The 24277-nt window shown below is 53.8% G+C and carries 23 protein-coding genes and 3 tRNA genes; 14 read left to right on the top strand and 12 right to left on the bottom strand.

Features of this window, described 5'->3' with window-relative positions; translation table 11 throughout:
• Nucleotides 1-360: 360 nt before the first annotated feature.
• From A936_RS22410 to ldtE, 8 genes are all read left to right on the top strand, one after another.
• Complete coding sequence (locus tag A936_RS22410) at nucleotides 361-1206, top strand: YadA C-terminal domain-containing protein (protein ID WP_008456516.1); 846 nt, start codon at nucleotides 361-363, stop codon at nucleotides 1204-1206.
• A gap of 437 nt (nucleotides 1207-1643) precedes the next feature.
• A complete protein-coding gene (sufA, locus tag A936_RS08215) occupies nucleotides 1644-2012 on the top strand; it encodes a Fe-S cluster assembly scaffold SufA (RefSeq protein ID WP_008456514.1) in 369 nt (122 codons plus the stop codon).
• Between the two features lie 8 nt (nucleotides 2013-2020).
• Nucleotides 2021-3502 (top strand): Fe-S cluster assembly protein SufB, encoded by a 1482-nt coding sequence (sufB, locus tag A936_RS08210; protein ID WP_008456512.1) that lies wholly within the window; start codon nucleotides 2021-2023, stop codon nucleotides 3500-3502.
• A gap of 16 nt (nucleotides 3503-3518) precedes the next feature.
• Nucleotides 3519-4265 carry a Fe-S cluster assembly ATPase SufC gene (gene sufC / locus A936_RS08205; RefSeq protein WP_008456510.1) on the top strand — a complete coding sequence of 249 codons (747 nt, stop codon included), beginning with the start codon at nucleotides 3519-3521 and terminating at the stop codon, nucleotides 4263-4265.
• Complete coding sequence (gene sufD, locus A936_RS08200; RefSeq protein ID WP_008456509.1) at nucleotides 4240-5520, top strand: Fe-S cluster assembly protein SufD; 1281 nt, start codon at nucleotides 4240-4242, stop codon at nucleotides 5518-5520. Before sufC ends, sufD begins: the two co-directional genes overlap by 26 nt.
• A complete protein-coding gene (gene sufS / locus A936_RS08195) occupies nucleotides 5517-6737 on the top strand; it encodes a cysteine desulfurase SufS (protein WP_008456508.1) in 1221 nt (406 codons plus the stop codon). The genes sufD and sufS overlap by 4 nt, the downstream gene beginning before the upstream one ends.
• An 11-nt stretch (nucleotides 6738-6748) precedes the next feature.
• Nucleotides 6749-7165: a cysteine desulfuration protein SufE gene (gene sufE / locus A936_RS08190; protein WP_008456507.1), complete on the top strand. Its 417-nt coding sequence runs from the start codon at nucleotides 6749-6751 to the stop codon at nucleotides 7163-7165.
• 109 nt (nucleotides 7166-7274) lie between these two features.
• Nucleotides 7275-8273, top strand: a complete 999-nt coding sequence (gene ldtE, locus A936_RS08185) for a L,D-transpeptidase LdtE (RefSeq protein WP_008456506.1) — start codon at nucleotides 7275-7277, stop codon at nucleotides 8271-8273.
• Nucleotides 8274-8339: 66 nt separating this feature from the next.
• On the opposite strand, the gene A936_RS08180 is transcribed toward ldtE, so the two are convergent.
• From A936_RS08180 to A936_RS08170, 3 genes are all read right to left on the bottom strand, one after another.
• Nucleotides 8340-8576 (bottom strand): major outer membrane lipoprotein, encoded by a 237-nt coding sequence (locus tag A936_RS08180; protein ID WP_008456504.1) that lies wholly within the window; start codon nucleotides 8574-8576, stop codon nucleotides 8340-8342.
• Between the two features lie 309 nt (nucleotides 8577-8885).
• Entirely contained in the window at nucleotides 8886-10298 is a 1413-nt protein-coding gene (pykF, locus tag A936_RS08175; RefSeq protein WP_008456501.1) for a pyruvate kinase PykF, read from the bottom strand.
• 371 nt (nucleotides 10299-10669) lie between these two features.
• Nucleotides 10670-10746: transfer RNA gene (locus A936_RS08170), tRNA-Val, on the bottom strand.
• A 403-nt stretch (nucleotides 10747-11149) separates the two neighbouring features.
• On the opposite strand from A936_RS08170, the gene A936_RS08165 reads away from it, so the two are divergent.
• Nucleotides 11150-12061, top strand: a complete 912-nt coding sequence (locus A936_RS08165; protein WP_157141392.1) for an FAD-dependent oxidoreductase — start codon at nucleotides 11150-11152, stop codon at nucleotides 12059-12061.
• Between the two features lie 36 nt (nucleotides 12062-12097).
• On the opposite strand, the gene A936_RS08160 is transcribed toward A936_RS08165, so the two are convergent.
• On the bottom strand, nucleotides 12098-13021 hold the full coding sequence (locus A936_RS08160) for a LysR family transcriptional regulator (RefSeq protein ID WP_008456494.1): 924 nt from the start codon (nucleotides 13019-13021) through the stop codon (nucleotides 12098-12100).
• Between the two features lie 72 nt (nucleotides 13022-13093).
• Between A936_RS08160 and A936_RS08155 the strand changes: the two genes are divergently transcribed.
• Nucleotides 13094-14026, top strand: coding sequence for an alpha/beta hydrolase fold domain-containing protein (locus A936_RS08155; RefSeq protein WP_008456492.1), 933 nt, complete (start codon nucleotides 13094-13096; stop codon nucleotides 14024-14026).
• 64 nt (nucleotides 14027-14090) lie between these two features.
• The gene (locus tag A936_RS08150; protein ID WP_034808298.1) at nucleotides 14091-14489 is read left to right on the top strand and encodes a RidA family protein; all 399 of its coding nucleotides are present in this window, start codon (nucleotides 14091-14093) and stop codon (nucleotides 14487-14489) included.
• 34 nt (nucleotides 14490-14523) lie between these two features.
• Here the strand turns inward: A936_RS08150 and A936_RS23275 are convergent, their stop codons facing one another.
• From A936_RS23275 to mdtK, 4 genes are all read right to left on the bottom strand, one after another.
• Nucleotides 14524-14664: a hypothetical protein gene (locus A936_RS23275; protein ID WP_008456485.1), complete on the bottom strand. Its 141-nt coding sequence runs from the start codon at nucleotides 14662-14664 to the stop codon at nucleotides 14524-14526.
• Nucleotides 14665-14864: 200 nt separating this feature from the next.
• Nucleotides 14865-14941, bottom strand: a tRNA-Val gene (locus tag A936_RS08145).
• Nucleotides 14942-14958: 17 nt separating this feature from the next.
• Nucleotides 14959-15035 (bottom strand) — tRNA-Val (locus A936_RS08140).
• Between the two features lie 154 nt (nucleotides 15036-15189).
• Nucleotides 15190-16563 (bottom strand): MdtK family multidrug efflux MATE transporter, encoded by a 1374-nt coding sequence (gene mdtK, locus A936_RS08135; RefSeq protein WP_008456484.1) that lies wholly within the window; start codon nucleotides 16561-16563, stop codon nucleotides 15190-15192.
• A gap of 237 nt (nucleotides 16564-16800) precedes the next feature.
• Between mdtK and A936_RS08130 the strand changes: the two genes are divergently transcribed.
• Complete coding sequence (locus A936_RS08130) at nucleotides 16801-17445, top strand: riboflavin synthase (RefSeq protein ID WP_008456483.1); 645 nt, start codon at nucleotides 16801-16803, stop codon at nucleotides 17443-17445.
• Nucleotides 17446-17504: 59 nt separating this feature from the next.
• Here the strand turns inward: A936_RS08130 and gmuD are convergent, their stop codons facing one another.
• The 3 genes from gmuD to punC form a co-directional block, all read right to left on the bottom strand.
• Nucleotides 17505-18896 carry a 6-phospho-beta-glucosidase GmuD gene (gmuD, locus tag A936_RS08125; RefSeq protein WP_008456482.1) on the bottom strand — a complete coding sequence of 464 codons (1392 nt, stop codon included), beginning with the start codon at nucleotides 18894-18896 and terminating at the stop codon, nucleotides 17505-17507.
• Between the two features lie 226 nt (nucleotides 18897-19122).
• The gene (cfa, locus tag A936_RS08120) at nucleotides 19123-20271 is read right to left on the bottom strand and encodes a cyclopropane fatty acyl phospholipid synthase (protein WP_008456481.1); all 1149 of its coding nucleotides are present in this window, start codon (nucleotides 20269-20271) and stop codon (nucleotides 19123-19125) included.
• 296 nt (nucleotides 20272-20567) lie between these two features.
• Nucleotides 20568-21770 carry a purine nucleoside transporter PunC gene (punC, locus tag A936_RS08115; protein WP_008456480.1) on the bottom strand — a complete coding sequence of 401 codons (1203 nt, stop codon included), beginning with the start codon at nucleotides 21768-21770 and terminating at the stop codon, nucleotides 20568-20570.
• A gap of 114 nt (nucleotides 21771-21884) precedes the next feature.
• Between punC and punR the strand changes: the two genes are divergently transcribed.
• The gene (punR, locus tag A936_RS08110) at nucleotides 21885-22823 is read left to right on the top strand and encodes a DNA-binding transcriptional activator PunR (RefSeq protein WP_008456479.1); all 939 of its coding nucleotides are present in this window, start codon (nucleotides 21885-21887) and stop codon (nucleotides 22821-22823) included.
• On the opposite strand, the gene purR is transcribed toward punR, so the two are convergent.
• Nucleotides 22820-23845 carry an HTH-type transcriptional repressor PurR gene (purR, locus tag A936_RS08105; RefSeq protein WP_008456478.1) on the bottom strand — a complete coding sequence of 342 codons (1026 nt, stop codon included), beginning with the start codon at nucleotides 23843-23845 and terminating at the stop codon, nucleotides 22820-22822. The two genes, punR and purR, sit on opposite strands and share 4 nt — an antisense overlap.
• 292 nt (nucleotides 23846-24137) lie before the next feature.
• Between purR and cydH the strand changes: the two genes are divergently transcribed.
• On the top strand, nucleotides 24138-24227 hold the full coding sequence (gene cydH, locus A936_RS23435) for a cytochrome bd-I oxidase subunit CydH (RefSeq protein WP_008456477.1): 90 nt from the start codon (nucleotides 24138-24140) through the stop codon (nucleotides 24225-24227).
• Nucleotides 24228-24277 lie beyond the last annotated feature (50 nt).

Genomic DNA, 24277 nt, shown 5'->3' with positions numbered 1-24277 from the left:
GGTAATGAGAGTCGTCAATAAAAGCTAACTGATCTTCATCTCATCTATTTATCTTTTTTTTTTGGTATGTGTATGGTTTTCTCTTATTGCTAAATCTGATTTTTATTATCGATTTTTTACCACTTTTGCCCGAGGTGAATTCTGAAAGTCTGGTGGTTTTTGATGTGTTTGTTTATGTCAAATTTGTTATTTTTTTGTTTTTTTTTTGCTTTAAAAACAACGGGTTAATTTTATTTTTTATGGATAGGAATATTCACTTCAGGCTATTTTTATCATTATTTCTGTGTTGCCTTGTTAATTCTATTTATGAATAATTTCTCCGCACAGTAATGGTTTTATTATAATAATGGAGTAATTTTAATGAATAATAAGTCTTTGTTGGCCTTTCTTGTTTCTGGATTATTAGTCACCCAGTCTGTCTCTGCTCTTGAATGGGGGGACTGGTCATCAGACGTGACTTCCAGTAACTCACATGCTGATGCTGATAAAACCAATGGAAATTTCGGTGATATTAAAAATAACGTTGATACCATTGATTCAGCGCTGAATGAAAGCATTCAAAAACAGCAGACAGTCAATGACCAACAAAAAATGCTCAACGATCGGCAGAATGCCACCAACGTCAAGCAGGCCGAGTGGAATGAGAACCAGAACAGCGTAAATAGCCAGCAGAATGCGGTGAATCAACAGCAGTCCACGGTTAATGCGAACCAGGCTAACGTCAACAATCAGCAGGGGGCCATTAATCAGACCCAGGCAAATCTGAACAATCAGCAGGGGGCCATTAATCAGACTCAGGCAAATCTGAACAATCAGCAGGGGGCCATTAACCAGTCTCAGGCAAATCTGAATACGCAGCAGAATACCATTAACCAGAGTCAGGCCAGGAGCAATGCTCAGTTCCAGGACTCCATCACCCAGCTTAATGGCGATCTTAACCATCTCGGTAACCGCGTGGATAAACTGGATCACAAAATGAAGCGTGGGTTTGCCTCCCAGGCGGCGCTCTCAGGGCTTTTCCAGCCCTACAGCGTTGGCAAATTCAACCTTTCTGGCTCGCTCGGCGGGTATGAATCTACCAGCGCGATGGCCATTGGTAGCGGGTATCGGTTCAATGAAAATGTCGCCGCGAAGGCCGGGATTTCAACCAATACCGAAGACTTCAAGGCCGTGACATACAATGCGGCAGTCAACTTTGAGTGGTAATGCAGCTCAACATAGCTAACTCAGTTCCCCTGGTTAACCTTATGCCCTGGTAACCAGGGGGCGGATTTTTCTGAACAGATACCTTAATCCCCCTGCGACCGCACCTCTTCTTGTTCCCGTAAAACTGAAAATTACTGGTACTTTATGGCGCTAATTTCGCATTCAATGCGCTTCCAATCACATAAATAGATATTTTCTATACATCTTTTATCTTGCCCGGTTCAGGCGTTTTTCATCTTTGATATTTCCTTTTACACCAGTGGCTTAAACAGCTCTTTTCGCCATCGGCAAGAGTTTCATGACGGTCTATCCTTAGTAAAGACGCCCAAAAAACCAGCGTTTCGCGAATACCCCTGTTTTCATAACGTTGTATTGATAATTGTTATCATTAACATAAGGGTATCGGCCTTCGGGCGCAGAGAATGATGAGGTGAAGAATGGATGTGCAAACCGGTTCCTTTGATCCCAATGATTTTGCCTGGCAGGGGCTGACCCTGACCCCGGCCGCCAGCGCGCATATCCGCGATCTGGCCGCCAAACAATCCGAGCTTAAAGGCATCCGTCTGAGTATCAAACAGACGGGCTGCGCTGGCTTTGGCTACGTGCTGGACACGGTCACCGAGCCGAAGCCGGACGATCTGGTCTATGAGTTTGACGGCGCGCGCCTGTGGGTGCCGCTCTCCGCCATGCCTTTTATCGACGGCACGGAAGTGGATTACGTGCGTGAAGGCCTGAATCAGATCTTTAAATTTAATAACCCGAAAGCGCAGCACGAATGCGGCTGCGGCGAAAGCTTTGGGGTATAGGCGGTACTATGTCTCGTAATACTGAAGCAACTGACGATGTCAAAACCTGGACCGGCAACCTCAATTATAAAGAGGGCTTTTTCACCGAGCTGCAGACCGAGCAGCTGGCGAAGGGCATAAACGAAGAGGTGGTTCGGGCAATCTCTGCCCGTCGTAACGAGCCCGAATGGATGCTGGAGTTTCGTCTCAACGCCTTCCATGCATGGTTGAAAATGGAAGAGCCGCACTGGCTGAAGGCGAATTACGACAAACTGAATTACCAGGATTACAGCTATTACTCCGCACCATCCTGCGGGAGCTGCGACGACACCTGTGCGTCCCAGCCCGGAGCGGTGCAACAGCCACCTAATGCTTTCCTGACGAACGAAGTCGAAGACGCGTTTAAGCAGCTTGGTGTACCGGTGCGCGAAGGTAGCGAAGTGGCTGTTGACGCCATTTTTGACTCCGTGTCTGTGGCAACCACTTACCGCGAAAAACTCTCCGAGCAGGGCATTATCTTCTGCTCCTTCGGCGAGGCGATTCACGATTACCCGGAACTGGTCAAAAAATACCTGGGTACCGTGGTGCCGTCTAACGATAACTTCTTCGCCGCGCTTAACGCCGCGGTGGCCTCTGACGGCACCTTTATTTACATCCCGAAAGGCGTGCGCTGCCCGATGGAGCTGTCCACCTATTTCCGTATCAACGCGGAAAAAACCGGTCAGTTCGAGCGCACTATTTTAGTGGCGGATGAAGGCAGCTATGTGAGCTACATCGAGGGCTGTTCTGCACCAGTGCGCGACAGCTACCAGCTCCACGCCGCCGTAGTGGAAGTGATTATTCACCGCGATGCGGAAGTGAAGTACTCCACGGTGCAAAACTGGTTCCCGGGGGATAACAACACCGGCGGCATCCTGAACTTCGTCACCAAGCGCGCCCTGTGCGAAGGTGAGAACAGCAAGATGTCCTGGACACAGTCAGAAACCGGCTCTGCCATCACCTGGAAGTACCCGAGCGTGATCCTGCGTGGCGATAACTCCATCGGCGAGTTCTTCTCCGTGGCGCTGACCTCCGGTCATCAGCAGGCGGACACCGGCACCAAAATGATCCACATCGGCAAGAACACAAAATCGACGATCATCTCGAAAGGGATCTCCGCCGGTCATAGCCAGAACAGCTACCGCGGCCTGGTGAAAATCATGCCCACCGCGACCAACGCTCGTAACTTCACCCAGTGCGACTCGATGTTGATCGGGCCGGACAGCGGGGCGCACACCTTCCCGTACGTGGAGTGCCGCAACAACACGGCGCAGCTGGAGCACGAAGCCACCACGTCGCGCATTGGTGAAGATCAGCTGTTCTATTGCCTGCAGCGTGGCATCAGCGAAGATGACGCCATCTCGATGATCGTCAACGGGTTCTGCAAAGACGTGTTCTCAGAGTTACCGCTCGAATTCGCGGTGGAAGCACAAAAATTATTAGCCATCAGCCTCGAACACAGCGTCGGTTAAGGATTAAGGGAAAACTATGTTAAGCATTAAAGATTTACAGGTCAGCGTTGAGGATAAAGAGATCCTGCGTGGCTTAAACCTCGAAGTGAAGCCGGGCGAAGTTCACGCCATCATGGGGCCAAACGGCTCCGGGAAAAGTACCTTATCCGCCACGCTTGCCGGTCGTGAAGACTACGAAGTGACCGGCGGATCGGTGCAGTTCAACGGCAAAGACCTGCTGGAACTGTCGCCGGAAGACCGCTCCGGCGAAGGTATTTTTATGGCCTTCCAGTACCCGGTGGAAATTCCCGGCGTCAGCAACCAGTTCTTCCTGCAAACCGCGCTGAATGCGGTGCGGGAATACCGGGGCCTCGAGTCGCTGGATCGCTTTGATTTTCAGGATCTGATGGAAGAGAAAATCAAGCTGCTGCAAATGCCGGAAGATTTACTCACCCGCTCGGTGAACGTCGGCTTCTCCGGCGGCGAGAAAAAGCGTAACGACATTCTGCAAATGGCGGTGCTGGAGCCGGAGCTGTGTATTCTCGATGAAACCGACTCCGGGCTGGATATTGATGCCCTGAAGATTGTGGCCGAAGGCGTTAACTCGCTGCGTGACGGCAAGCGTTCATTTATCGTGGTCACCCACTACCAGCGTATCCTCGACTACATCAAGCCGGACTTTGTTCACGTGCTGTATCAGGGGCGCATCGTTAAATCTGGCGATTTCAGCCTGGTGAAACAACTGGAGGAGCAGGGTTATGGCTGGCTTACCGAACAGCAGTAACGGCAACGCGCTCCAGCAGTGGCATCATCTGTTTGAAGCTCAGGGCACGGGCCGCTCGCAGGTGGCCCAGCAGCATATGCAGCAGCTGTTGCGCCTGGGTTTACCGACACGCAAGCATGAAAACTGGAAATACACGCCGCTCGACGGGTTGCTGAATAACCAGTTTGTCTTTGCGCCTCAGTCGCCTTTAAGTGCGCAACAGCGTGACGAGCTTGCCCTGCCTGTAGACGCGCTGCGGTTGGTGTTTGTTGACGGGCATTTCAGCGCCGAACTGAGCGATGACATCGCCGACAGCGGTTTTGTGATCAGTATCGACGATAACCGCCAGACGCTGCCCGCGCCGGTTCAGGGCGAAGTGTTCCTGCACCTGACGGAAAGCCTGGCGGAGACCGTGACGCATATTCGCGTGGCGCCTAACACGCAGCCTGAAAAAGCGCTGTTGCTGATGCACGTCACGCGCGGCAGCAAGGCGCAGGAGATGGCGACGGCGCATTACCGTCACCACCTGATCCTTGAGCAGGGCGCTCAGGCCACGGTGATGGAGCACTTCGTCAGCCTTGACGAGGCGGCGCATTTCACCGGCGCACGATTTACCGCCGAAGTGGCCGCCAACGCGCAGCTTAGCCACTACAAGCTGGCGTTTGAAAATGCCGCCAGCTACCACTTTGCGCACAACGATCTACTGATTGAGCAGGACTCGACGGTGAGCAGCCACAGCTTCCTGTTGGGGGCCGCAGTGCTGCGCCACAACACCAGCACGCAGCTTAACGGCGAGAACAACCAGCTGCACATCAACAGTCTGGCGCTGCCGGTAAATAACGAGGTGTGCGACACCCGAACCTGGCTTGAGCACAACAAGGGCTACTGCAACAGCCGCCAGCTGCATAAAACCATCGTGCGTGATAAGGGCCGGGCGGTGTTTAACGGCATGATCAAAGTGGCTCAGCACGCGATTAAAACCGACGGGCAGATGACCAACAATAACCTGTTGCTTGGCCGCCTGGCGGAGGTGGACACCAAGCCACAGCTGGAAATCTACGCCGATGACGTGAAGTGCAGCCATGGCGCAACCATTGGGCGCATTGATGACGAACAGATGTTCTACCTGCGCTCCCGTGGTATCAGCGAACAGGCTGCACAGCAGATGATAATCTTCGCCTTTGCCGCAGAGCTTACCGAAAGTATTCGCGACGAGGCCTTAAAACAGCAGGTGCTGGCACGTATCGCCCGGCGCTTTGCAGGGGGCGAGGCATGAGTTTTTCAATTGAGCAGGTCAGGGCTGATTTCCCGATTCTGAGCCGTGAGGTCAACGGCCAGCCGCTGGCCTATCTGGACAGCGCCGCCAGCGCGCAGAAACCACAGGCGGTGATTGACGCCGAGCTTGAGTTTTATCGCCATGGGTATGCCGCAGTGCACCGTGGCATTCATACTCTGAGCGCAGAAGCAACCACCCTGATGGAAAACGTGCGCAGTCAGGCGGCACGCTTTATCAACGCGGCAAAACCGGAAGAGATTGTCTTTGTGCGTGGTACCACCGAGGGGATAAACCTCGTGGCCAATAGCTGGGGCAGCGCCAACGTCCAGGCCGGGGATAACATCATCATCAGCGCCATGGAACACCACGCTAACATCGTGCCGTGGCAGATGCTGTGTGAGCGTACCGGCGCGGAGCTGCGCGTTATCCCGCTCAACCAGGACGGCACGCTGCAGCTTGATGTCTTCCCGACGCTGATTGACGAGCGCACAAAACTGTTGGCGATTGCCCACGTTTCTAACGTGCTCGGTACCGAAAACCCGGTGAAGGAGATGATCGCTACCGCGCATCAGGCGGGCGTCAAAGTGCTGGTGGATGGCGCACAAGCGGTGATGCACCACGTCACGGATGTGGCGGCGCTGGACTGCGATTTTTATCTTTTCTCCGGGCACAAGATTTACGGGCCAACGGGGATTGGCGTGTTGTATGTGAAAGAAAGCATTCTGCAGGATATGCCGCCATGGGAAGGCGGTGGGTCGATGATTGCTACCGTCAGCCTGACTGCAGGGACGACTTACGCCGCAGCCCCGTGGCGCTTTGAAGCCGGGACGCCAAACACGGCTGGCATTATCGGCCTTGGGGCAGCGTTGAGCTACGTTGAAGGGCTGGGCATGGAGGCGGTTGGCGAGTATGAACGCAACCTGATGCGCTATGCTCAACACGCGCTGCAGGCCGTGCCCGATCTCACCGTATACGGCCCGGCAGAGCGCCGTGGTGTGTTGGCGTTTAATCTCGGGAAACATCATGCCTATGACGTCGGCAGCTTCCTCGACAACTACGGCATCGCGGTTCGCACCGGGCACCATTGCGCCATGCCGCTGATGGCGTTCTACAGCGTCCCGGCCATGTGCCGCGCCTCCTTTGCCATGTACAATACCGAACAAGAAGTGGATCGCCTGGTCGCCGGCCTGCAGCGTATCCACAGCCTGTTAGGATAACGGAGACGGTCATGGCCACGCTGCCGGATAAAGACAAACTGCTAAAAAATTTCAGCCGCTGTGCGAACTGGGAAGAGAAGTATCTCTACATTATCGAACTGGGCAGCCGCCTGCCGGAACTGGCGGCGGAGCAACACAAGCCTGAACATATTATTCAGGGCTGCCAGAGCCAGGTATGGATAGTCATGCACCAGCAGCCCGATGGGGTGATTACGCTGGAGGGTGACAGCGATGCCGCTATCGTTAAAGGGCTGATCGCTATCGTATTTATTCTCTATCAGCAAATGACGCCGCAGGATATCGTGGCGTTTGATGTGCGCCCGTGGTTTGAAAAAATGGCGCTCGCACAGCATCTGACGCCGTCCCGCTCTCAGGGGCTGGAAGCGATGATTCGCGCAATTCGCAACCAAGCCACCAATCTCATTTAAGTTAGCTAAACTTAATCATACCTATGGTCCTGTTTTGCGAGGCGGTTTTCTGCCTCGCTTGTCTTTCAGCCTGCTGGCGCTCGCCAGCGCGACTACAGGAATAAAAAGTATGAAATACGCGTCTTTACTCACACTGGCCATTATCGGCGCTCTGAGCGCCATTCAGCCCGCTTTAGCCCTCGATTATCCCTTACCGCCGGAAGGCAGCCGCCTGATTGGCCAAAACCAGACTTATACCGTACAGGCAGGCGATCGTAACCTGCAGGCTATTGCCCGGCGTTTTGACACCGGTGCGATGCTGCTGCTGGAGGCCAATAACTCCATTGCGCCAGTGCCTAAACCCGGCACGGTGCTGATCGTCCCCAGCCAGCTGCTGCTGCCGGACGTGCCGCGCGAGGGGATTGTGGTGAATCTTGCCGAGCTGCGGCTGTATTACTTCCCGCCGGGACAAAATATTGTGCAGGTTTATCCGATTGGTATTGGTCTGCAGGGGCTGGAGACGCCGTTGATGACCACCAGGATTGGGCAAAAGATCCCCAACCCTACCTGGACACCTACCGCCGGTATTCGCCAGCGCTCCCTGGAAAAAGGGATCAAGCTGCCGCCCGTCGTGCCTGCCGGGCCTAATAACCCGCTGGGGAGATTCGCTATGCGGCTGGCCTACGGTAATGGCGAGTACCTGATTCACGGCACCAGCGCGCCGGACAGCGTGGGGCTGCGCGTCAGCTCCGGTTGTATCAGAATGAATGCCCCCGACATCAAAGCCCTGTTTGAGCAAACGAAAACTGGCACGACGGTGCGGGTGATTAACGATCCGGTGAAATTCTCCGTTGAGCCAAACGGCGTTCGCTACGTCGAAGTCCATCGGCCGCTTTCTCAGGATGAGCAGCAGAACACGCAGACTATGCCTTACGTGCTTCCCGCTGGCTTTAGCGAGTTCCGGGCCGGTAGCGGCGTGGAGAAAGCGTTAGTGGAGAAGGCGCTATACAGGCGTGCGGGGTATCCCGTTGTGGTCTCTGCGGGGCAAACACCTGCGGCAACGATGGCGGTGCAGTCGGCGAGGAATGGCGTGGTAAATGCTGAAGAGGCGACTAGCGCGACACAGTAGCCGGTGGGGATAAATGACAGGCAAAAAAAATGGCGCACATTGTGCGCCATTTTATACCAGTGACTCTTACTTACGGTAAGAGTGAGCCTGGTTGTCCAGACGCTGGTTAGCGCGAGCGGCGTCGTCTTTAGCAGCCTGAACGTCAGAACGCACTGCGTTCACGTCGTTGCTCAGCTGATCAACTTTAGCGTTCAGAGTCTGAACGTCAGAAGACAGTTGATCGATTTTAGCGTTAGAAGAACAACCTGCCAGCATAGTAGAAGCCAGGATTACCGCGCCCAGTACCAGTTTAGTACGATTCATTATTAATACCCTCTAGATTGAGTTAATCTCCATGTAGCGTTACAAGTATTACACAAAGTTTTTTGTGATGAGAATAATTTTTTGTCGGGAATACCCCTAAATTTGATCGTTCGCTCAAAGAAGCACCGAACGGAGCCGGAAAGTTAAAAAAAAGAGAGAAAACAGGGGAATTTCATCGGATTCATCTTAATTAAGAGTAAGCTTAAATAGTAAAATCCGATTTGCATTTTTATTAAGATCTGACTGCAAGTGATATAAAAAAAGCGCCCGGAGGCGCTTTTTTGTTAATTAAACTTGTTAACAAGTCAATTACAGAACATGGACCGAGGCGGTGTTAGTGGTGCCGCTTGGGACCAGCGCACCAGAAACCATCACCACGATGTCGCCTTTACGAGCCAGGCCGCTTTCCAGCGCCACTTCTTTACCCAGGCGGTAGAAGTCGTCGGTGGAGGCAATTTCTTTCACCATCTGGGTGACAACGCCTTTGCTCAGCACCAGCTGACGCGCGGTTACTTCGTTGGTGGTCAGCGCCAGAATAGTCGCGTTCGGGAAGTATTTACGCACGGCTTTAGCGGATTTACCGCCCTGGGTGGCAACCACGATCAGCGGTGCTTCCAGTTTTTCTGCGGTTTCAACGGCGCCACGGCAAACGGCTTCGGTGATGCGCAGTTTACGGCTGTCGTTGCTGTTGTCCAGGCGGCTGGTCATCACGCGGTCGGTACGCTCGCAGATAGTTGCCATGATGGTCACAGCTTCCAGCGGGTATTTACCTTTTGCAGACTCACCGGACAGCATCACTGCGTCGGTGCCGTCGATGATGGCGTTAGCAACGTCACCGGCTTCTGCGCGGGTAGGGCGCGGGTTTTTGATCATGGAGTCGAGCATCTGGGTTGCGGTAATCACCACTTTACGTGCACGAACGCATTTCTCGATCATCATCTTCTGCGCGAAGATAACTTCTTCCACCGGGATTTCAACGCCCAGGTCGCCACGAGCAACCATGATGCCGTCAGATGCTTCGAGGATTTCGTCGAAGTTGTTCAGGCCTTCCTGGTTTTCGATCTTGGAGATGATCTGGATCCTCTCGCCGCCGTGGGCTTTCAGGTGCTCACGAATTTCAACCACGTCAGAACGCTTACGGATGAAGGAGGCTGCCACGAAGTCAACGCCCTGTTCGCAGCCGAAGATCAGATCCTGTTTGTCTTTCTCAGCCAGCGCTGGCAGCGCGATGGACACGCCCGGCAGGTTAACGCCTTTGTTCTCACCGAGGTCGCCGTTGTTCAGCACTTTACAGATAACTTTGTTGCCTTCGATGGCGGTGACTTCCATGCCGATCAGGCCATCGTCCACCAGAACGGTGTTGCCCACGGTCAGGTCATTGGTGAAGCCTTCGTAGGTCACTGCGACGATTTCGCTGTTACCAACCACGGATTTGTCGGTGGTGAAGGTAAAGGTCTGGCCTGCTTTCAGGGAGACATCGTTACCGCCTTCCAGCTTGATGGTACGGATTTCTGGCCCTTTGGTGTCCAGCAGGATAGCGGCTTTTTTACCTGTTTTAGCAACGACGTTGCGCAGGTTTTTGATGCGCTGGCCGTGTTCTGCATAGTCACCGTGGGAGAAGTTCAGACGCATAACGTTCATGCCCGCGTCGAGCATTTTAGACAGCATCTCTTCGGATTCGGTTTTTGGACCGATGGTGCAAACGATTTTAGTCTTTTTCATGACAGTCTTATCTATAAGTTGAGGAGGAATGTTGAAATCGTGTTCCGGGAGACCGAGCTGCCGGAGCTTAAAAGAATACTGTGGTGTTGAAAGTGGCACCTGGTAAGGATAGGTGACAGAAATAAAGCGTGCAGAGGAAAGTGTGCTTGTGGTTCAGCAGGGGAAAGCGTTAGACGATGTTGTTGTATAAAAAAGGAGTCCAATGAGCTGAAACCATTCAAGTTAAGAACGGGCGTAGTATAGATAAATCTGGCTGGAAAAGGAATCAAAACCGTTGATTCAGCGACGGAGTGCACAGTTTTACAGCGAGTTGTTATCAGGGCGTTGCCAGATGTTTGAGCGTTTTCAGAGATGATGAAAATAAAAAGAAATGGTGCGTTCAATTGGACTCGAACCAACGACCCCCACCATGTCAAGGTGGTGCTCTAACCAACTGAGCTATGAACGCATTTAATACGATTTGTAAAACGATAACCGACTGAATTGATTATTGTTTTATCTTCTTTGGTGAGAAGTGACAACATTATGACGGGCAATCGGGATGTTGACAAGCCCCGTAGAAACTGTCCGGTGAATGTTTGAGCTTTTTATGCTTGTTCTGGCTGGCGTTTCAATCTGGCTGCTGATAAAACCGTTTCTTCTCCGACAGTCAGAGGCATTTTTATGATAACCATTATTGGCGCTGGTGTAGCGGGGCCGCTGCTGGCGTACATGTTGCACCGCCAGGGTATTGCGGTCTGTATTTCGAGGCTGATGCTTCTCTCGATTCACGCCATCAGGGTGGCATGCTCAATCTGAACGAAGGCACGGGTAAACCTGCACTTCGAGCGGCGGGATTGTATGAAGCCGCAATGGCTCTGGTGTTGGAGGGGGCGGATGCAACTCTGATGCGTGATAAAAACGGCCATATCTTGTATCAGGATGAAGGTGATGGCTCCCGCCCGGAAGTCGACCGCGGCGCGTTGCGCAAACTAGTGATAGAGGCGTTGCCCAAGGGGATCATTCGTTGGAACAGTCGGGTAAGGTCCGTCGAACGACAGGGCACAGGCTTTCTTCTCCGGCTAGAGAACGGCAGTACGCATGTTTGTGATGCCCTGATAGGCGCCGATGGTGCGTGGTCGAAAGTCAGGCCTTTGTTAACGGGACAGCAACCGCTTTATTCCGGAATAACCTTTGTTGAGCTGCGTTACCCGAACGTAAGCCAGCAATATCCTGCGGTGAAAGCGCTGGTGGGCAAGGGGTCGTTGTTTGCTCTGAGCGAAGGCCGGGGCATCATGGCTCACTGTGAACCTGGAGACGAGGTTTCAGCCTATGCCGCCATACCCGTACCGGAAGCGCAATCGCGCAGAACCTTTACTCGTGATGAATTGGCTGAACACTTCCGTGACTGGGGCGAATGCTACCGCGAGATGTTAGTGCAAAGTGAGGGGCCGATGGTTGCCAGGCCAATCTATGTGTTACCTACCGCGGAGTTCTGGAAGGCAGCGGGAAATGTGACCCTGATTGGTGATGCCGCGCATGTTATGTCACCTTTTGCCGGGGAGGGCGTGAATCTGGCGATGGCGGATGCCGTCGATCTCGCCTATGCCATCATTTCCCAGCCTTCCAGCATGGAGGGTGCTTTTAAGGTATATCAGGAGGCAATGGCTGCACGAACCGTTCGTTTTCAGCAGGAGTCTGCCGCGAATTTTGCCATGGGGTTTGCGGCTGATGCGCCTCGGGAACTGCTGGGGTTATTCACCGGATTAGGAGCGCAGGATTAGGGCCTGTAATTCCCAAATCATTTCATCGGGATGTTGTTAATGATCCATATGCTTCACCAGGCTGTCGATAAACAACCTCACTTTGGCTGCCAGATGTTTCCGATTAGGGTACACCACGTTCACGCTCAGTGGCGTGCCGCCTAATTCAGGCAGTACGGGCACCAGTGTGCCCTCTGCGACATCCCGGGCAACGAGAAAAGCTGGCAGGAAAGCGATGCCTAAGCCTGCAACAGCGGCGGCGCAAATAGCCTCTCCGCTGTCGAAGCGGATCCTGCTGTGCCCTTCAACCAACACGCTCTCATTGCTGGCCGTGAACAGCGTCCAGTTTGTCGTTTGAGGGCTCAGGCCGTAAATCAGCCGCTGGTGAAGGCGAAGATCTTCTGGCGAACCTGGTATACCTGAACTGGCCAGGTAATCTGGGGAAGCAAACAGATGAGGGCGAATGCGCTGCACGGTTCGTGCAATAAGCTGTGAATCTTTCGGTAAATCACCCAGTCGGAGGCTGAGATCGAACCCCTCCGCGACGAGGTCCACCACGCGGTCGGTGAAATTGACTTCAATATCCAGTCTCGGGTAGGCCGCCATGATGTGCTTCAGAAAAGGCAGAAGCACTACTTTGCCCCACGTTTCCGGGACGCTGAGCCGAAGCACTCCGCCGGGGCTGGAAAAATTCTGCCGGACACTCGCCTCTGCTTCTTCAATATCCTGCAAAATCTGTGCGCAGCGTTCATAAAAACCGTAGCCATCGCGGGTCAGGGCGACGCTTCGCGTCGTACGATTAAATAGCCGCGTTTCCAGCTGTGCTTCAAGGCGTGCAATCGCTTTTCCTGCGGCGGAACGGGTTAAGCCCAGCGCCTTTCCTCCGGCGACAAAGCTCCCGCTTTCCACGATAGCCACGAAAACTCGCAGGCTACCGAGATCGAGGTCTGAATGGCTTTTAGTGCCTGTGCGGAGTGACATTGGTGAACCTCTTTCGTCAAATCATTAAGCATAATCTTTTTTGTTTAATCACAGTAGACAATGGAGAAATAAATGCTTCCTGATAACGCACAGGCAGCCCTTATGGGCTGGATAAAAGCCGCCGGGCCGGTTGTGAAGAAGGTATATGGCCAGTCTGATGCTGACTGGAAAGCAGTTCGGGCTGACTATGTGAAGCAGCTGGATGAGTTGTTCCCTCCCGTGGAGGGCGTAACCTTTGCCGATGCCAGCCTGGGCGGTATTGGTGCGATGTTTGTCACGCCTGAGGAAGTCACTGAGGATCGGGTGATGATTTATATTCATGGCGGAGGCTATGTTCACGGTGGGGTCGAAGCTTATCGGGGATTAACCGGGCGTTATGCTCGCGCCTTGAAGGCTAAAGTATATGCGGTAGATTATCGTCAGGCGCCTGAGTTTCCTTTCCCGACGCCAATTGATGATGTCTTTCAGGCCTACCGAGCCTTGCTTGAGCAGGGTACAAACCCGCGCTCGCTGATGATTTCGGGGGATTCTGCCGGTGGGGCGATGGTTGTCACGCTGATGCGTAAAGCGCGCGGTGCTGGCCTGGCATTACCCGCCGCCGCAGTAGCTATTTCACCGTGGGCTAACTTAACGCATAGCGGCGCATCTGCAACGGTGCGGGATGGGCTGGACCCTTTATGCAGTGTAGCTTTCCTGAACCAACTGGCCCGAAGTTTCCTTGCCGGAGTGCTGCCCACACATCCGGATGCTTCTCCGGTTTTTGCCGATGTACAAGGCCTTTCTCCCACGCTGATACAGGTTGGTGAAAACGAGGTGATGCTGAGCGACGCCATTCGCCTTGCATCCCACATGAGTGAGAGCCGGGTTCGTACCACTCTAGAAGTTTGGCCGGAAATGTTTCACGTCTGGCATTTGTTTGCCGGGATATTGCCGGAGGCGGACCAGGCGCTACGAAACGCGATAAGATTCTTCGAAGATGCGCTAAACCCGGTCAACATCGGGTGAGATCAAAATGATTCATCTGCAGGCGCGAGAATTGCGAGCCTTTAAATAATGGGGAGAGACAGTCGTGTCAGACAGAGAAATTATTATGCCGCCTTCCATGCAAGTACTTGCTGAACGGGCGGGGTATGCACCTGCGGTGGTGGTAGGTAACACGGTTTATTGTGCCGGGCAGGTTGGGCGCACGCCTGATTTACAGGTGATAGCTGACCCAAGGGCGCAGTTTATGGCCTGCTGGGAAAACCTGCGTCTGGTCCTTCAGGCCGCGGGCTGCAACTTTGAAGACGTTGTGGAAATGACTACTTACCACGTAGACATGAAAGAACACATGGCTGTTTTTCGGGAGGTGAAAGACGAACTGTTTCCGCGGGGACACTGTGCCTGGACCTGCATCGGCGTGTCTGAACTGGCTCGCCCGGGGCTGCTGGTGGAAGTGAAATGTATTGCCGTGAGAAGAACGGCGTAACATAAAAAAACCGGCTGAGTAAGCCGGTTTTTTATCAGATTTTGCAGGCGTCGCCGCAGTCGTCATCGGCCACAACGGCCTGAGCTTTTTTGTCTGCGTCTTCCTGGCGCTCGGCGTTGCGCGCTTCGGCTTCATCTAACCCGGAAAACACCAGATTATTGAGATCGATTTCCATAAGTTACCTGTCGTGGTTTAGTGAATGACTCGCTTTATGATATGCAACCTTTCGGGTTTTCGCATCCCCAAACACCGGCGGACGCTCAAAACGCTAAAAATGACGTTTTCATGCGCTACGGGCTTGCGTGTAAAAATGAAATTTGGAATTTATCAGCTTGAAGAAAAGCGGGTTAAAGAAGGGAACTGCTTTAGCAAATATGGTGCGTCCGAGTGGACTCGAACCACCGACCCCCACCATGTCAAGGTGGTGCTCTAACCAACTGAGCTACGGACGCACTGATATATTTGAAAATGGTGCGTTCAATTGGACTCGAACCAACGACCCCCACCATGTCAAGGTGGTGCTCTAACCAACTGAGCTATGAACGCATTGTTGTCTTGGCGACAGCGGGGACGAATATTAGCGATACACCTCGGGGCTTGCAAGGGAAAACTCGCAATTTTATTCCAGATTTCACACGATTGCCGAGCATCTGCGCAGAATGGAGAGAAAGTAGCCGCGGATGCGGCTACCGTTGTTTAATTAACGCGCGGCGCGCTGCAGGATTGTGACGGAAGGCTGACGCTGCAGCCAACGCATACGCAACATCATCATGATCGCGGCGGAAGTCAGGCCGATAATAAAGCCGATCCAGAACCCGGCCGGGCCCATCGGTTCGACGACCCAGTCGGTTAGCCCCAGAATATAGCCGGCTGGCAGCCCCAGCACCCAGTACGCGATGAACGTAATAAAGAAGATCGAGCGGGTATCTTTGTAGCCACGCAGAACGCCGCTGCCTATCACCTGGATTGAGTCGGATATCTGGTAAATGGCTGCCAGCAGCATCAGATGCGCCGCCAGCGCGACAACTGCCGGATTGTCGTTGTACAGCAGAGCAATGTGCTCCCGGAAAATAACGGTAAACAACGCGGTGCACATCGCCAGGCAAATGGCCACGCCAACCCCGGTGCGGGCGGCGATTTGTGCATCCAGGGTGGAGCCCTGCCCAAGACGGAAACCGACGCGAATAGTCACCGCGGCCCCTAAAGAGAGCGGCAGCACAAACATCAGCGAGCTGAAGTTGAGGGCAATCTGGTGCCCGGCAACGTCGGTGATACCCAGCGGGGAAACCAGCAGGGCGACAACGGCAAACAGCGTAACTTCGAAGAACAACGCCAGGGCAATCGGCAGTCCGAGCTGGCTCAGGCGCTTGACCACCGCCCAGTCCGGCTTGCTGAAACCATCCGGGTTTTTGATGTCGCGCATCGAACGCGCTTTCTTGATGTAAGACAGCATGCTGAAGAACATCACCCAGTACACCGCCGCCGTTGCCACGCCGCAGCCCACGCCGCCCAGTTCTGGCATGCCGAAATGGCCATAAATGAAGACGTAGTTGACCGGAATATTGACCAGCAGGCCGATAAAGCCCATCACCATACCTGGCTTGGTTTTGGCCAGGCCTTCGCACTGGTTACGTCCTACCTGGAAGAACAGGTAACCTGGCGCACCCCAGAGCAGCGCTCGGAGATAGCGAACGGCTTTATCCGCCAGTTCAGGATCGATATTGTGCATAGCGTGAATGATATGGCCCGCGTTCCACAACACCACCATCACCAGCACGGAAACCATGCCAGCCAGCCAGAACCCCTGGCGAACCTGGTGCGCAATGCGGTCACGTCGCGCCGAACCGTTGAGTTGCGCAACGGTTGGCGTTAAGGCCAATAGCAGCCCGTGGCCGAACAGAATAGCGGGCAGCCAGATGGAGGTGCCGATCGCCACGGCGGCCATGTCGGTAGCGCTGTAGCCGCCGGCCATCACGGTATCGACGAATCCCATTGCAGTTTGAGCGACCTGCGCGATGATGACAGGTATCGCCAGGGCAAGGAGCTGGCGAGCTTCGGTGAGGTACTTCTGCATGATTACACCTGATTATTTTTATATGTATGAGAGACTAAAAAAGCCGCCAAAACAGGCAGCAAGAAGATGAACTGGGGAAATAACCAGTCTATTGTAGCGGGAGTTTATTTATACGCCAGTCAAAAATAGAGCCAGCGCACGCCCCGCACTGGCAAGCTGATTTTCCAACTGCTAAAGTGCGAAAATGTCTGTTAATGGCGGTAGCGTTACCGTCTGCGAATTGCCAGGAGTTTTTAGATGTTTACAGGTATTGTGCAGGGCACGGCGACCCTGGTTTCCATCGATGAGAAACCGAATTTCCGCACCCACGTTATTGATATGCCGACTGAAATGCTGCCAGACCTCGAAACCGGGGCTTCGGTGGCGCATAACGGCTGCTGCCTGACGGTAACCGAAATCAACGGCAATCACGTTAGCTTTGATTTGATGAAAGAGACGTTGCGCATCACCAACCTCGGTGAGCTAAGCGTGGGCGACAGCGTGAACGTTGAGCGTGCTGCCAAATTTAACGACGAAATCGGCGGACATTTAATGTCGGGTCATATTATGACCACGGCCGAAATTTCAAAAATTCTGACCTCAGAAAATAACCGCCAAATCTGGTTTAAGATCCAGGATAAGACCCTGATGAAATATATCCTTTATAAAGGTTATGTGGGCATCGACGGGATCAGCCTGACGGTGGGCGAGGTGACCGCCACGCGTTTTTGCGTGCATCTGATCCCTGAAACACTGGAGCGCACTACGCTTGGTGCTAAAAAACTGGGGCAGCGCGTGAACATTGAAATTGACCCGCAGACCCAGGCAATTGTCGACACCGTTGAACGCGTGCTGGCTAGCCGTGAAGCGGCAATAGCAGCGGCGATTCCCGCTAGCGAATAAACATTCTTTAGCCATAAAAGACGGGGCCAGCTGGCCCCGTTTCTCGTTCTTAACCAGGATTAATCTTCTTCGTTAAACCCGTTTTCGACTGCAGTTTTCATAAACCACTCGCCGCTTTTCTTAATCGTGCGCTGCTGGGTATTAAGATCCAGCGACACAAAGCCATAGCGGTTTTTGTAGGCGTTGCACCATGACCAGTTATCGATAAATGTCCACATGTGGTAACCAAGGCAGTTGCTGCCCTCGCTGATGCCCTTATGCAGCCACTTCAGGTGGTCACGAACGAAATCAATCCGGTAATCATCGTTGATTTGGCCGTTGTCGATAAAGCGCTGTTCGTTTTCGACGCCCATGCCGTTTTCTGAAATATAGCAGGCCGGGTTGCCGTAATTTTCACGCAGATTGGTGAGAATATCGTAGATCCCGCGCTCGTAGATTTCCCAGCCACGATAAGGGTTCATTTTGCGACCCGGCATTTCGTAGGACTCAAAGAACCACTCCGGCATAAACGGACTTTCCGGGTTAACCAGCGTGTCGCGACACTTAATGCGGCGCGGCTGGTAGTAGTTAATCCCCAGTAAGTCTACGACGCCCGCAGCGAGCAGGGCTCTGTCCTCAGGCTGACAGGCCGGAAGTTTATCGTGCTCTTTCAGGAACGCGACCAGCTCAGCAGGATATTCACCGCGCAGTGCCGGGTCCAGGAAACTGCGGTTAAACATCAGGTCGGCCAGGTTGGCGGCCTTTACGTCAGCCGGGTTTTGCGAACGAGGGTAAGATGGCGTCAGGTTGAGAATGATGCCAATCTGGCCGTCATCGCTGCGGGCATGGTAAGCCTTGACCGCTTTAGCGTGGGCAAGCATGGTGTGGTAAGCGACGGTCACCGCGCGGTTGAAATCCACCACGTTAGGGTAGTGGTAGTCATAGAGGTAGCCGCATTCAACCGGAACAACCGGCTCGTTGAAGGTAAACCAGTGCTTCACGCGATCGCCGAAAAGCTCGAAACAGGTATTGGCGTAGGCGGCATAGGCATCAACCACTTCACGGCTTTCCCAGCCGCCTTTTTCCTGCATCACCATGGGCATATCAAAGTGGTACAGGTTGATAAATGGCTTAATGCCCTGAGCCAACAGTTCGTCAATCACCTGGTTATAGAACTCAACCGCCAGCGGATTGACTTCACCCGTGCCCTCGGGAATCAGACGAGCCCAGGAAATGGAGGTGCGGAAAGTATTGTGATTGAGCTTTTTCAGCAGGGCGATGTCTTGCTTCCAGCGCTGATAAAAAGTTGAGGTGTTTTGTGGCCCGACGCCGTGGTGGAAACGGTTAGGCTGCTCGGCGAACCATCGGTCCCAGATGGTTTCAGATTTGCCAAAGTTCAGCGCTTCGCCCTCGGTTTGTGGGCCGGAGGCTGCGCTGCCCCACCAGAAATGCTCAGGAAATGCGTATTTCATCGTTGTCCTCACGGTCTGACCTGCCATCTCCGACAGGCAATCATTGATACGGCTAATGCCCAGATTGTCTGTGATTGATGAAACCGGTTTCCATCCCAGGAAATGATATCTGTTAAGCAGATCAAGCCGCTAAGCGCAGGCAGGGCTAAACCTGTGAGGTTAATCACATTGGTGCGCAAAGAGAGACAATTGCAAAGAAGAAAACCCGGCATTCACCGGGTCTGTTTTAACGGGGTACGCGCAGGCCGTGCTCAATGCCCCGGCTGAAAACAACCTGCCAGAGCTGAATGTCGCGCGCCCGGAAAGCGCCGGCGCAGGCATTCAGGTAGTAACTAAACATCCTTTTAAAGCGCTCAGAATAGTTGCCTTCGATTTCTGACCAGGTTGCCAGAAAACGCTCGTGCCAGGCCATCAGCGTTTTGTCATAGTCGGCGCCGAAGTTGTGCCAGTCTTCCATCACAAAATGCGGTTCGCTGGCGTCGGCAATCTGCCGCACCGACGGCAGGCAGCCATTAGGGAAAATGTACTTATTGATCCACGGATCGACATTATTGTCGGTCTTTTTAGAACCTATTGTGTGTAGCAGGAAAATGCCGTCCGGCTTGAGGTTGCGGTCGGCAACGTCAAAGTAGGTGGCATAATTTTTAGGCCCGACGTGCTCAAACATGCCGACGGAAACAATGCGGTCAAATTGTTCGTTCAGGTCGCGGTAGTCCTGTAAAAGGATGGTGACATCCAGGCCTTTGCAACGCGCCTGCGCTATTTTTTGCTGTTCTGCTGAGATAGTCACACCAAAGACGGATACGCCATAGTTGCGTGCTGCAAACTCGGCCAGACCGCCCCAGCCGCAGCCGATATCCAGCAGCTTCATACCGGGTTTCAGCTGCAGTTTTTCGCAGATCATTTTGAGCTTGGCATCCTGAGCGTCGCTGAGATTTGTCGCGTCTTTCCAGTAACCGCAGGAGTATTGCATGTGCTTGTCCAGCATCCGGCTGAACAGATCGTTGCCAAGATCGTAATGCTCTTTCCCGACTATCCATGCGCGTTTTTTAGACTGCAGGTTAACCAGTCTTGCCGCCGCAATGCGCAGGGTATCTTTGAAATGGTGGGGGAGTTGGTTTTCCAGCCCGGCACGCAGGACTTTAGTGAAAAAGATATCCAGCCGTTCGCATTCCCACCAGCCGTCCATATAGCTTTCGCCAAGGCCGAGAGAACCTTCCTGCAGAACGCGTTTAAAAAAGTTCGGGTTTTTGACCTGAATATCAAAGGGGTTTGGGCCGTTGAGGGTGATACCTGCCCGGCTCAGCATTTCATTTGCGATACGATACCATTCGTTATCTCGTACGCTCACTTCTTCTATACACGATGAACTCATAGCTTCTCCATCACCTTGTTGTGATCAGAACCTTAAAACAGCGTAGACGCTATTCCCGGCTTGTGAGAACTCTCACGGAAAATTCCGCGTGCCTGATATCCGACGTAGAACAGAGAAAGGGGGGATTCTCCCTTACTGAAAGGCCATCCATGGAAAAACGGAAGCGCTCCGGCTTCCGCAAAATAAAATTGATAAGGCTTATCGTAGAACCGCAATTACTATAAGCCCGTTTAATTGAGGGTTCAATGGAATATTGTTAGCAAGCTAATCACACAACATTCACATTATCATGCAGGTTACTGTGCGCGGGACAGCTCGCTGTGGCCCTTGTTGGGTGCTTCGCGTTGGGCCGCGTGTTGCAGGGCATAGCCCAGACCAGCAAGCAGGACTGTCGCCAGCATCACGCTGGTGGTGGTCAGCAGCGGCGTAGTGACCAGCCAGGAAACCATTAAGCTTGCCAGGAAGCAAAGCCCAAGCTGCAGGGTGTTTTGCAGGGCTGCGGCTTTCCCGGTTGCCTGCGGGAAAGGCAGCAGAGCCGAGGACACCACGATAGGGTAGATGGCGCCGTTCGCCGCGGCCATCACGCAGAACGGAATAAGCAGCAGCGTCAGATCAGCATGGCCGCTCACCGCCACGCCCCAGGTGGCGACCACGCTCAGGGTATACAGAGCCAGCAGCCACGGAAGTAGCTGTTTGCCACTCCACTTTTGCAGCGCGCTGCGGCAGCCATAGCCACCAATCAGGAAAGCGACAGTCTGCGGCATGTAGCTCAGGCCAATCGCCGCGGGGCTGTAGCCCATCTCATTCAGAATAAATGGCGAGCCGGTAAGCCAGGCGAAAAAGCTGGCGGAACAGGCGGCGTAAATCAGCACGTTGCCACCGTAAACGCGGGAACGTAATAAAGAGAAGAAGCTGACTTTATTGTCTTCGGTTTGCCCGTGGTGCTGAGTCCGGGGCTTGAGGCGCAGCGTGGGGATCATCAGCAGCAAAGCGACGGCGAACAGCACGGCAAAAATAGCCTGCCATTCAAAATGGTTCAGCAGCCAGCTGCCGAGCAGCGGGGCCAGCGCCGGAGAAAGCCCGACCAGCGGCATGATGGTGGCAAAAATGCGGCCAGCGCGGTTGGCGGGATAATAATCAGTCACCAGGGCCTGCCAGCTAACGGCGGCTGAGCAAACGCCCACGGCCTGAATAAAGCGCAGCACCAGCAGCGTGGTGGCATCCTGCACCCAAAGCATTCCGATACAGCCGGCGGCAAACATGGCCAGGCCAATCAACAGCACAGGTTTACGCCCGAAGCGGTCGGAAAGCGGGCCCCAGATTAGCTGGGCAAAAGCAAAGCCAGCGAGGAACAGGCTCAGGCTGGCACTCACGGCGGAGGCGGTGGTCCCCAGATCTTGTTGAATTGCGGCAAAGGCGGGCAGGTACATGTCGGTGGCCAGGAAACCCAGCACGCTCAGCCCCGCAAGCCAGATAAGAAATCCCTTTGATGGTTGCATATTTCACTCTTGATTTTGATAGCAGGTTAACGGGGCAGGAGTCTACGGAGTGCAAAACCGCTTGTGAAACGCTAATATTTGCAAATTGCATTCAAATTTTTTGCAGGCAGAAATATGTGGTCTGAATATTCGCTGGAAGTGGTTGATGCCGTGGCGCGAAACGGCAGCTTTAGCGGTGCAGCCCAGGAGCTGCATCGCGTGCCTTCTGCCATCAGCTACACGGTGCGTCAGCTTGAAGAGTGGCTGGCCGTGCCGCTGTTTGAACGGCGTCATCGGGACGTTGAACTGACCGCCGCCGGGGCATTTTTTCTCAAAGAAGGTCGGTCTGTTATCAAAAAAATGATGGCAACGCGCCAGCAGTGCCAGCAGATAGCCAACGGCTGGCGTGGGCACCTGTCCATTGCGGTAGACAATATCGTTAAACCTGAGCGTACTCGCCAGCTGGTGCTGGATTTTTATCGTCATTTCCCGGATATCGAGTTAAGGGTTTCCCAGGAAGTGTTCAACGGCGTGTGGGATGCGCTTGCCGACGGGCGAGTTGAGGCGGCGATTGGCGCCACGCAGGCTATCCCGGTCGGGGGGCGTTACGCATTTCGGGACATGGGGGCGCTAAGCTGGCGCTGCGTGGTTTCCGCTGACCATCCGCTTGCGCAACGGGAAGGTATTATTCTGGATGATGACATTCGTCCCTGGCCATCCCTTGTGCTGGAAGACACATCCCGTTCGTTACCCAAGCGCATTACCTGGCTGCTGGACAACCAACGCCGCGTGGTGGTGCCGGACTGGGCGTCGGGGGCGGATTGCCTGACGGCGGGATTATGCATTGGTATGGTGCCGACGCACATTGCCCAGCCGTGGCTCGTCAGGGGCGACTGGAAAGAGCTGATGCTGGAGAATCCATTCCCGGACGCGGCCTGCTGCTTAACCTGGCGGCAGGACGATGCTTCGCCCGCTTTGAGCTGGCTGCTGGACTATTTGGGTGACAGTGAGACGATGAATCAGGAGTGGCTGCAGGAGCCGGGTAACACATTCCCGGCCCCCGAAGAGACTTAGCGGCGGTAATCGCGGAACGGACCGTCGGCCACCGAGCGGCGTTCAATCAGACGAGGATGGACTTCAATCGTCTGCGACTCTTCGCGCTTATTAATGATGCGGTCGAGCAGCATGTTAAACGCCGTTTCGCCCAGGCGCTCTTTCGGCTGGTGGATTGTGGTCAGCGCCGGAGAGAAATAGCGGGCGTTGCGCACGTTGTCATAGCCGATGATAGAAATGTCCTGCGGCACGCGCAGCCCCATTTCGTCTGCGGCGCAAATTGCACCCATCGCCATAATATCGCCGCCGCAGAAAACGGCGGTAGGGCGATGCGGCTGGTTAAGCAGTTGCTGCATGGCGCGATAACCAGACTCTGGTTCGAAATCACCCTGAACCACCCAGTTATCCGGCACTTTGATATTGGCTTCTTCAAGTGCCTTCAGGAACCCTGCATGGCGGCCGCCGCCGGTATTTCGCTCCAGCTGACCCGGAATAGCACCGATATCGCGATGGCCACGTTCAATCAGGTAGCGGCCCGCAAGGTAGCCGCCGTGGAAGGCATTATCGACCACGGAATCGGTAAAGTCCGCACGAGCTTCGCCCCAGTCCATCACCACCATCGGAATATGGCGGTACTCTTCCAGGGTTGAAAGCAGCGTCTCAGGGTATTCGGAACACATGACCAGCAGCCCATCCACGCGTTTTTGCGCCATCATGGACAGGTATGCGCGCTGCTTTTCAAAGTTGTTGTGCGCGTTGCCCAGAATCAGGGTGTAGCCCTTGGCGAAACAGCTGTTCTCAACGGATTCAATAATTTCCGCAAAATAAGGGGCTTCGCTTGAGGTGGCAAGCAGGCCGATGGATTTGGTGTGGTTGACCTTCAGGCTGCGAGCCACGGCGCTAGGCGAATAGTGCAGCTCTTTGATGGCTGCCCAGACGGCGTTGCGTGTCTCTTCCGCCACAAAACGGGTCTTGTTAATGACATGTGACACAGTGGTAGTGGAAACGTTTGCGCGCTTCGCTACGTCCTTAATCGTTGCCATTAGATGTCACTCCAGACCATATCGTAAACTCCTGATAACTCATGTGTTAAACGTTTGCCTTCGCTAACTCCTGGGGCAACACGTTGGTTGCAGGCCTGTCGGGGATGCGACATACAGCGGGAGGAGGGCGTTGCCGGGCGATACGCGGTAAATTAGCGAAGGATTTTGGCTTATCCCGGGGCAAAGTGGAAGAGGGAAAACCGATATCTGTGCAAATCCAGCAGGATTTTTATCGCTAATTGTGGGAAAATCACCCCACATACACTTTGTAGGGAAATAAAAGGAGCTTACGATGAGTACCGATCTGAAGTTTTCCGTGGTGACTACGGTTATCGTACTGAGTCTGATTGTTGCCGGGGCGCTAACCGCCGTCCTGCACTGATTTACAAAGGGCCGCTTTCGCGGCCCTTCTCGTATATAGAAGAAAAGCGT

It is taken from the genome of Enterobacter sp. Ag1 (assembly GCA_000277545.1).
GTDB lineage: Bacteria > Pseudomonadota > Gammaproteobacteria > Enterobacterales > Enterobacteriaceae > Cedecea.
This window is presented reverse-complemented; position numbering and strand designations above follow the sequence as displayed.

Coding starts and splice junctions, on each gene's coding strand:
- A936_RS22410 (WP_008456516.1), top strand. CDS start 361: ATGAATAATAAGTCTTTGTTGGCCTTTCTTGTTTCTGGATTATTAGTC.
- sufA (WP_008456514.1), top strand. CDS start 1,644: ATGGATGTGCAAACCGGTTCCTTTGATCCCAATGATTTTGCCTGGCAG.
- sufB (WP_008456512.1), top strand. CDS start 2,021: ATGTCTCGTAATACTGAAGCAACTGACGATGTCAAAACCTGGACCGGC.
- sufC (WP_008456510.1), top strand. CDS start 3,519: ATGTTAAGCATTAAAGATTTACAGGTCAGCGTTGAGGATAAAGAGATC.
- sufD (WP_008456509.1), top strand. CDS start 4,240: ATGGCTGGCTTACCGAACAGCAGTAACGGCAACGCGCTCCAGCAGTGG.
- sufS (WP_008456508.1), top strand. CDS start 5,517: ATGAGTTTTTCAATTGAGCAGGTCAGGGCTGATTTCCCGATTCTGAGC.
- sufE (WP_008456507.1), top strand. CDS start 6,749: ATGGCCACGCTGCCGGATAAAGACAAACTGCTAAAAAATTTCAGCCGC.
- ldtE (WP_008456506.1), top strand. CDS start 7,275: ATGAAATACGCGTCTTTACTCACACTGGCCATTATCGGCGCTCTGAGC.
- A936_RS08180 (WP_008456504.1), bottom strand. CDS start 8,576: ATGAATCGTACTAAACTGGTACTGGGCGCGGTAATCCTGGCTTCTACT.
- pykF (WP_008456501.1), bottom strand. CDS start 10,298: ATGAAAAAGACTAAAATCGTTTGCACCATCGGTCCAAAAACCGAATCC.
- A936_RS08165 (WP_157141392.1), top strand. CDS start 11,150: ATGGCTCTGGTGTTGGAGGGGGCGGATGCAACTCTGATGCGTGATAAA.
- A936_RS08160 (WP_008456494.1), bottom strand. CDS start 13,021: ATGTCACTCCGCACAGGCACTAAAAGCCATTCAGACCTCGATCTCGGT.
- A936_RS08155 (WP_008456492.1), top strand. CDS start 13,094: ATGCTTCCTGATAACGCACAGGCAGCCCTTATGGGCTGGATAAAAGCC.
- A936_RS23275 (WP_008456485.1), bottom strand. CDS start 14,664: ATGGAAATCGATCTCAATAATCTGGTGTTTTCCGGGTTAGATGAAGCC.
- mdtK (WP_008456484.1), bottom strand. CDS start 16,563: ATGCAGAAGTACCTCACCGAAGCTCGCCAGCTCCTTGCCCTGGCGATA.
- A936_RS08130 (WP_008456483.1), top strand. CDS start 16,801: ATGTTTACAGGTATTGTGCAGGGCACGGCGACCCTGGTTTCCATCGAT.
- gmuD (WP_008456482.1), bottom strand. CDS start 18,896: ATGAAATACGCATTTCCTGAGCATTTCTGGTGGGGCAGCGCAGCCTCC.
- cfa (WP_008456481.1), bottom strand. CDS start 20,271: ATGAGTTCATCGTGTATAGAAGAAGTGAGCGTACGAGATAACGAATGG.
- punC (WP_008456480.1), bottom strand. CDS start 21,770: ATGCAACCATCAAAGGGATTTCTTATCTGGCTTGCGGGGCTGAGCGTG.
- punR (WP_008456479.1), top strand. CDS start 21,885: ATGTGGTCTGAATATTCGCTGGAAGTGGTTGATGCCGTGGCGCGAAAC.
- purR (WP_008456478.1), bottom strand. CDS start 23,845: ATGGCAACGATTAAGGACGTAGCGAAGCGCGCAAACGTTTCCACTACC.
- cydH (WP_008456477.1), top strand. CDS start 24,138: ATGAGTACCGATCTGAAGTTTTCCGTGGTGACTACGGTTATCGTACTG.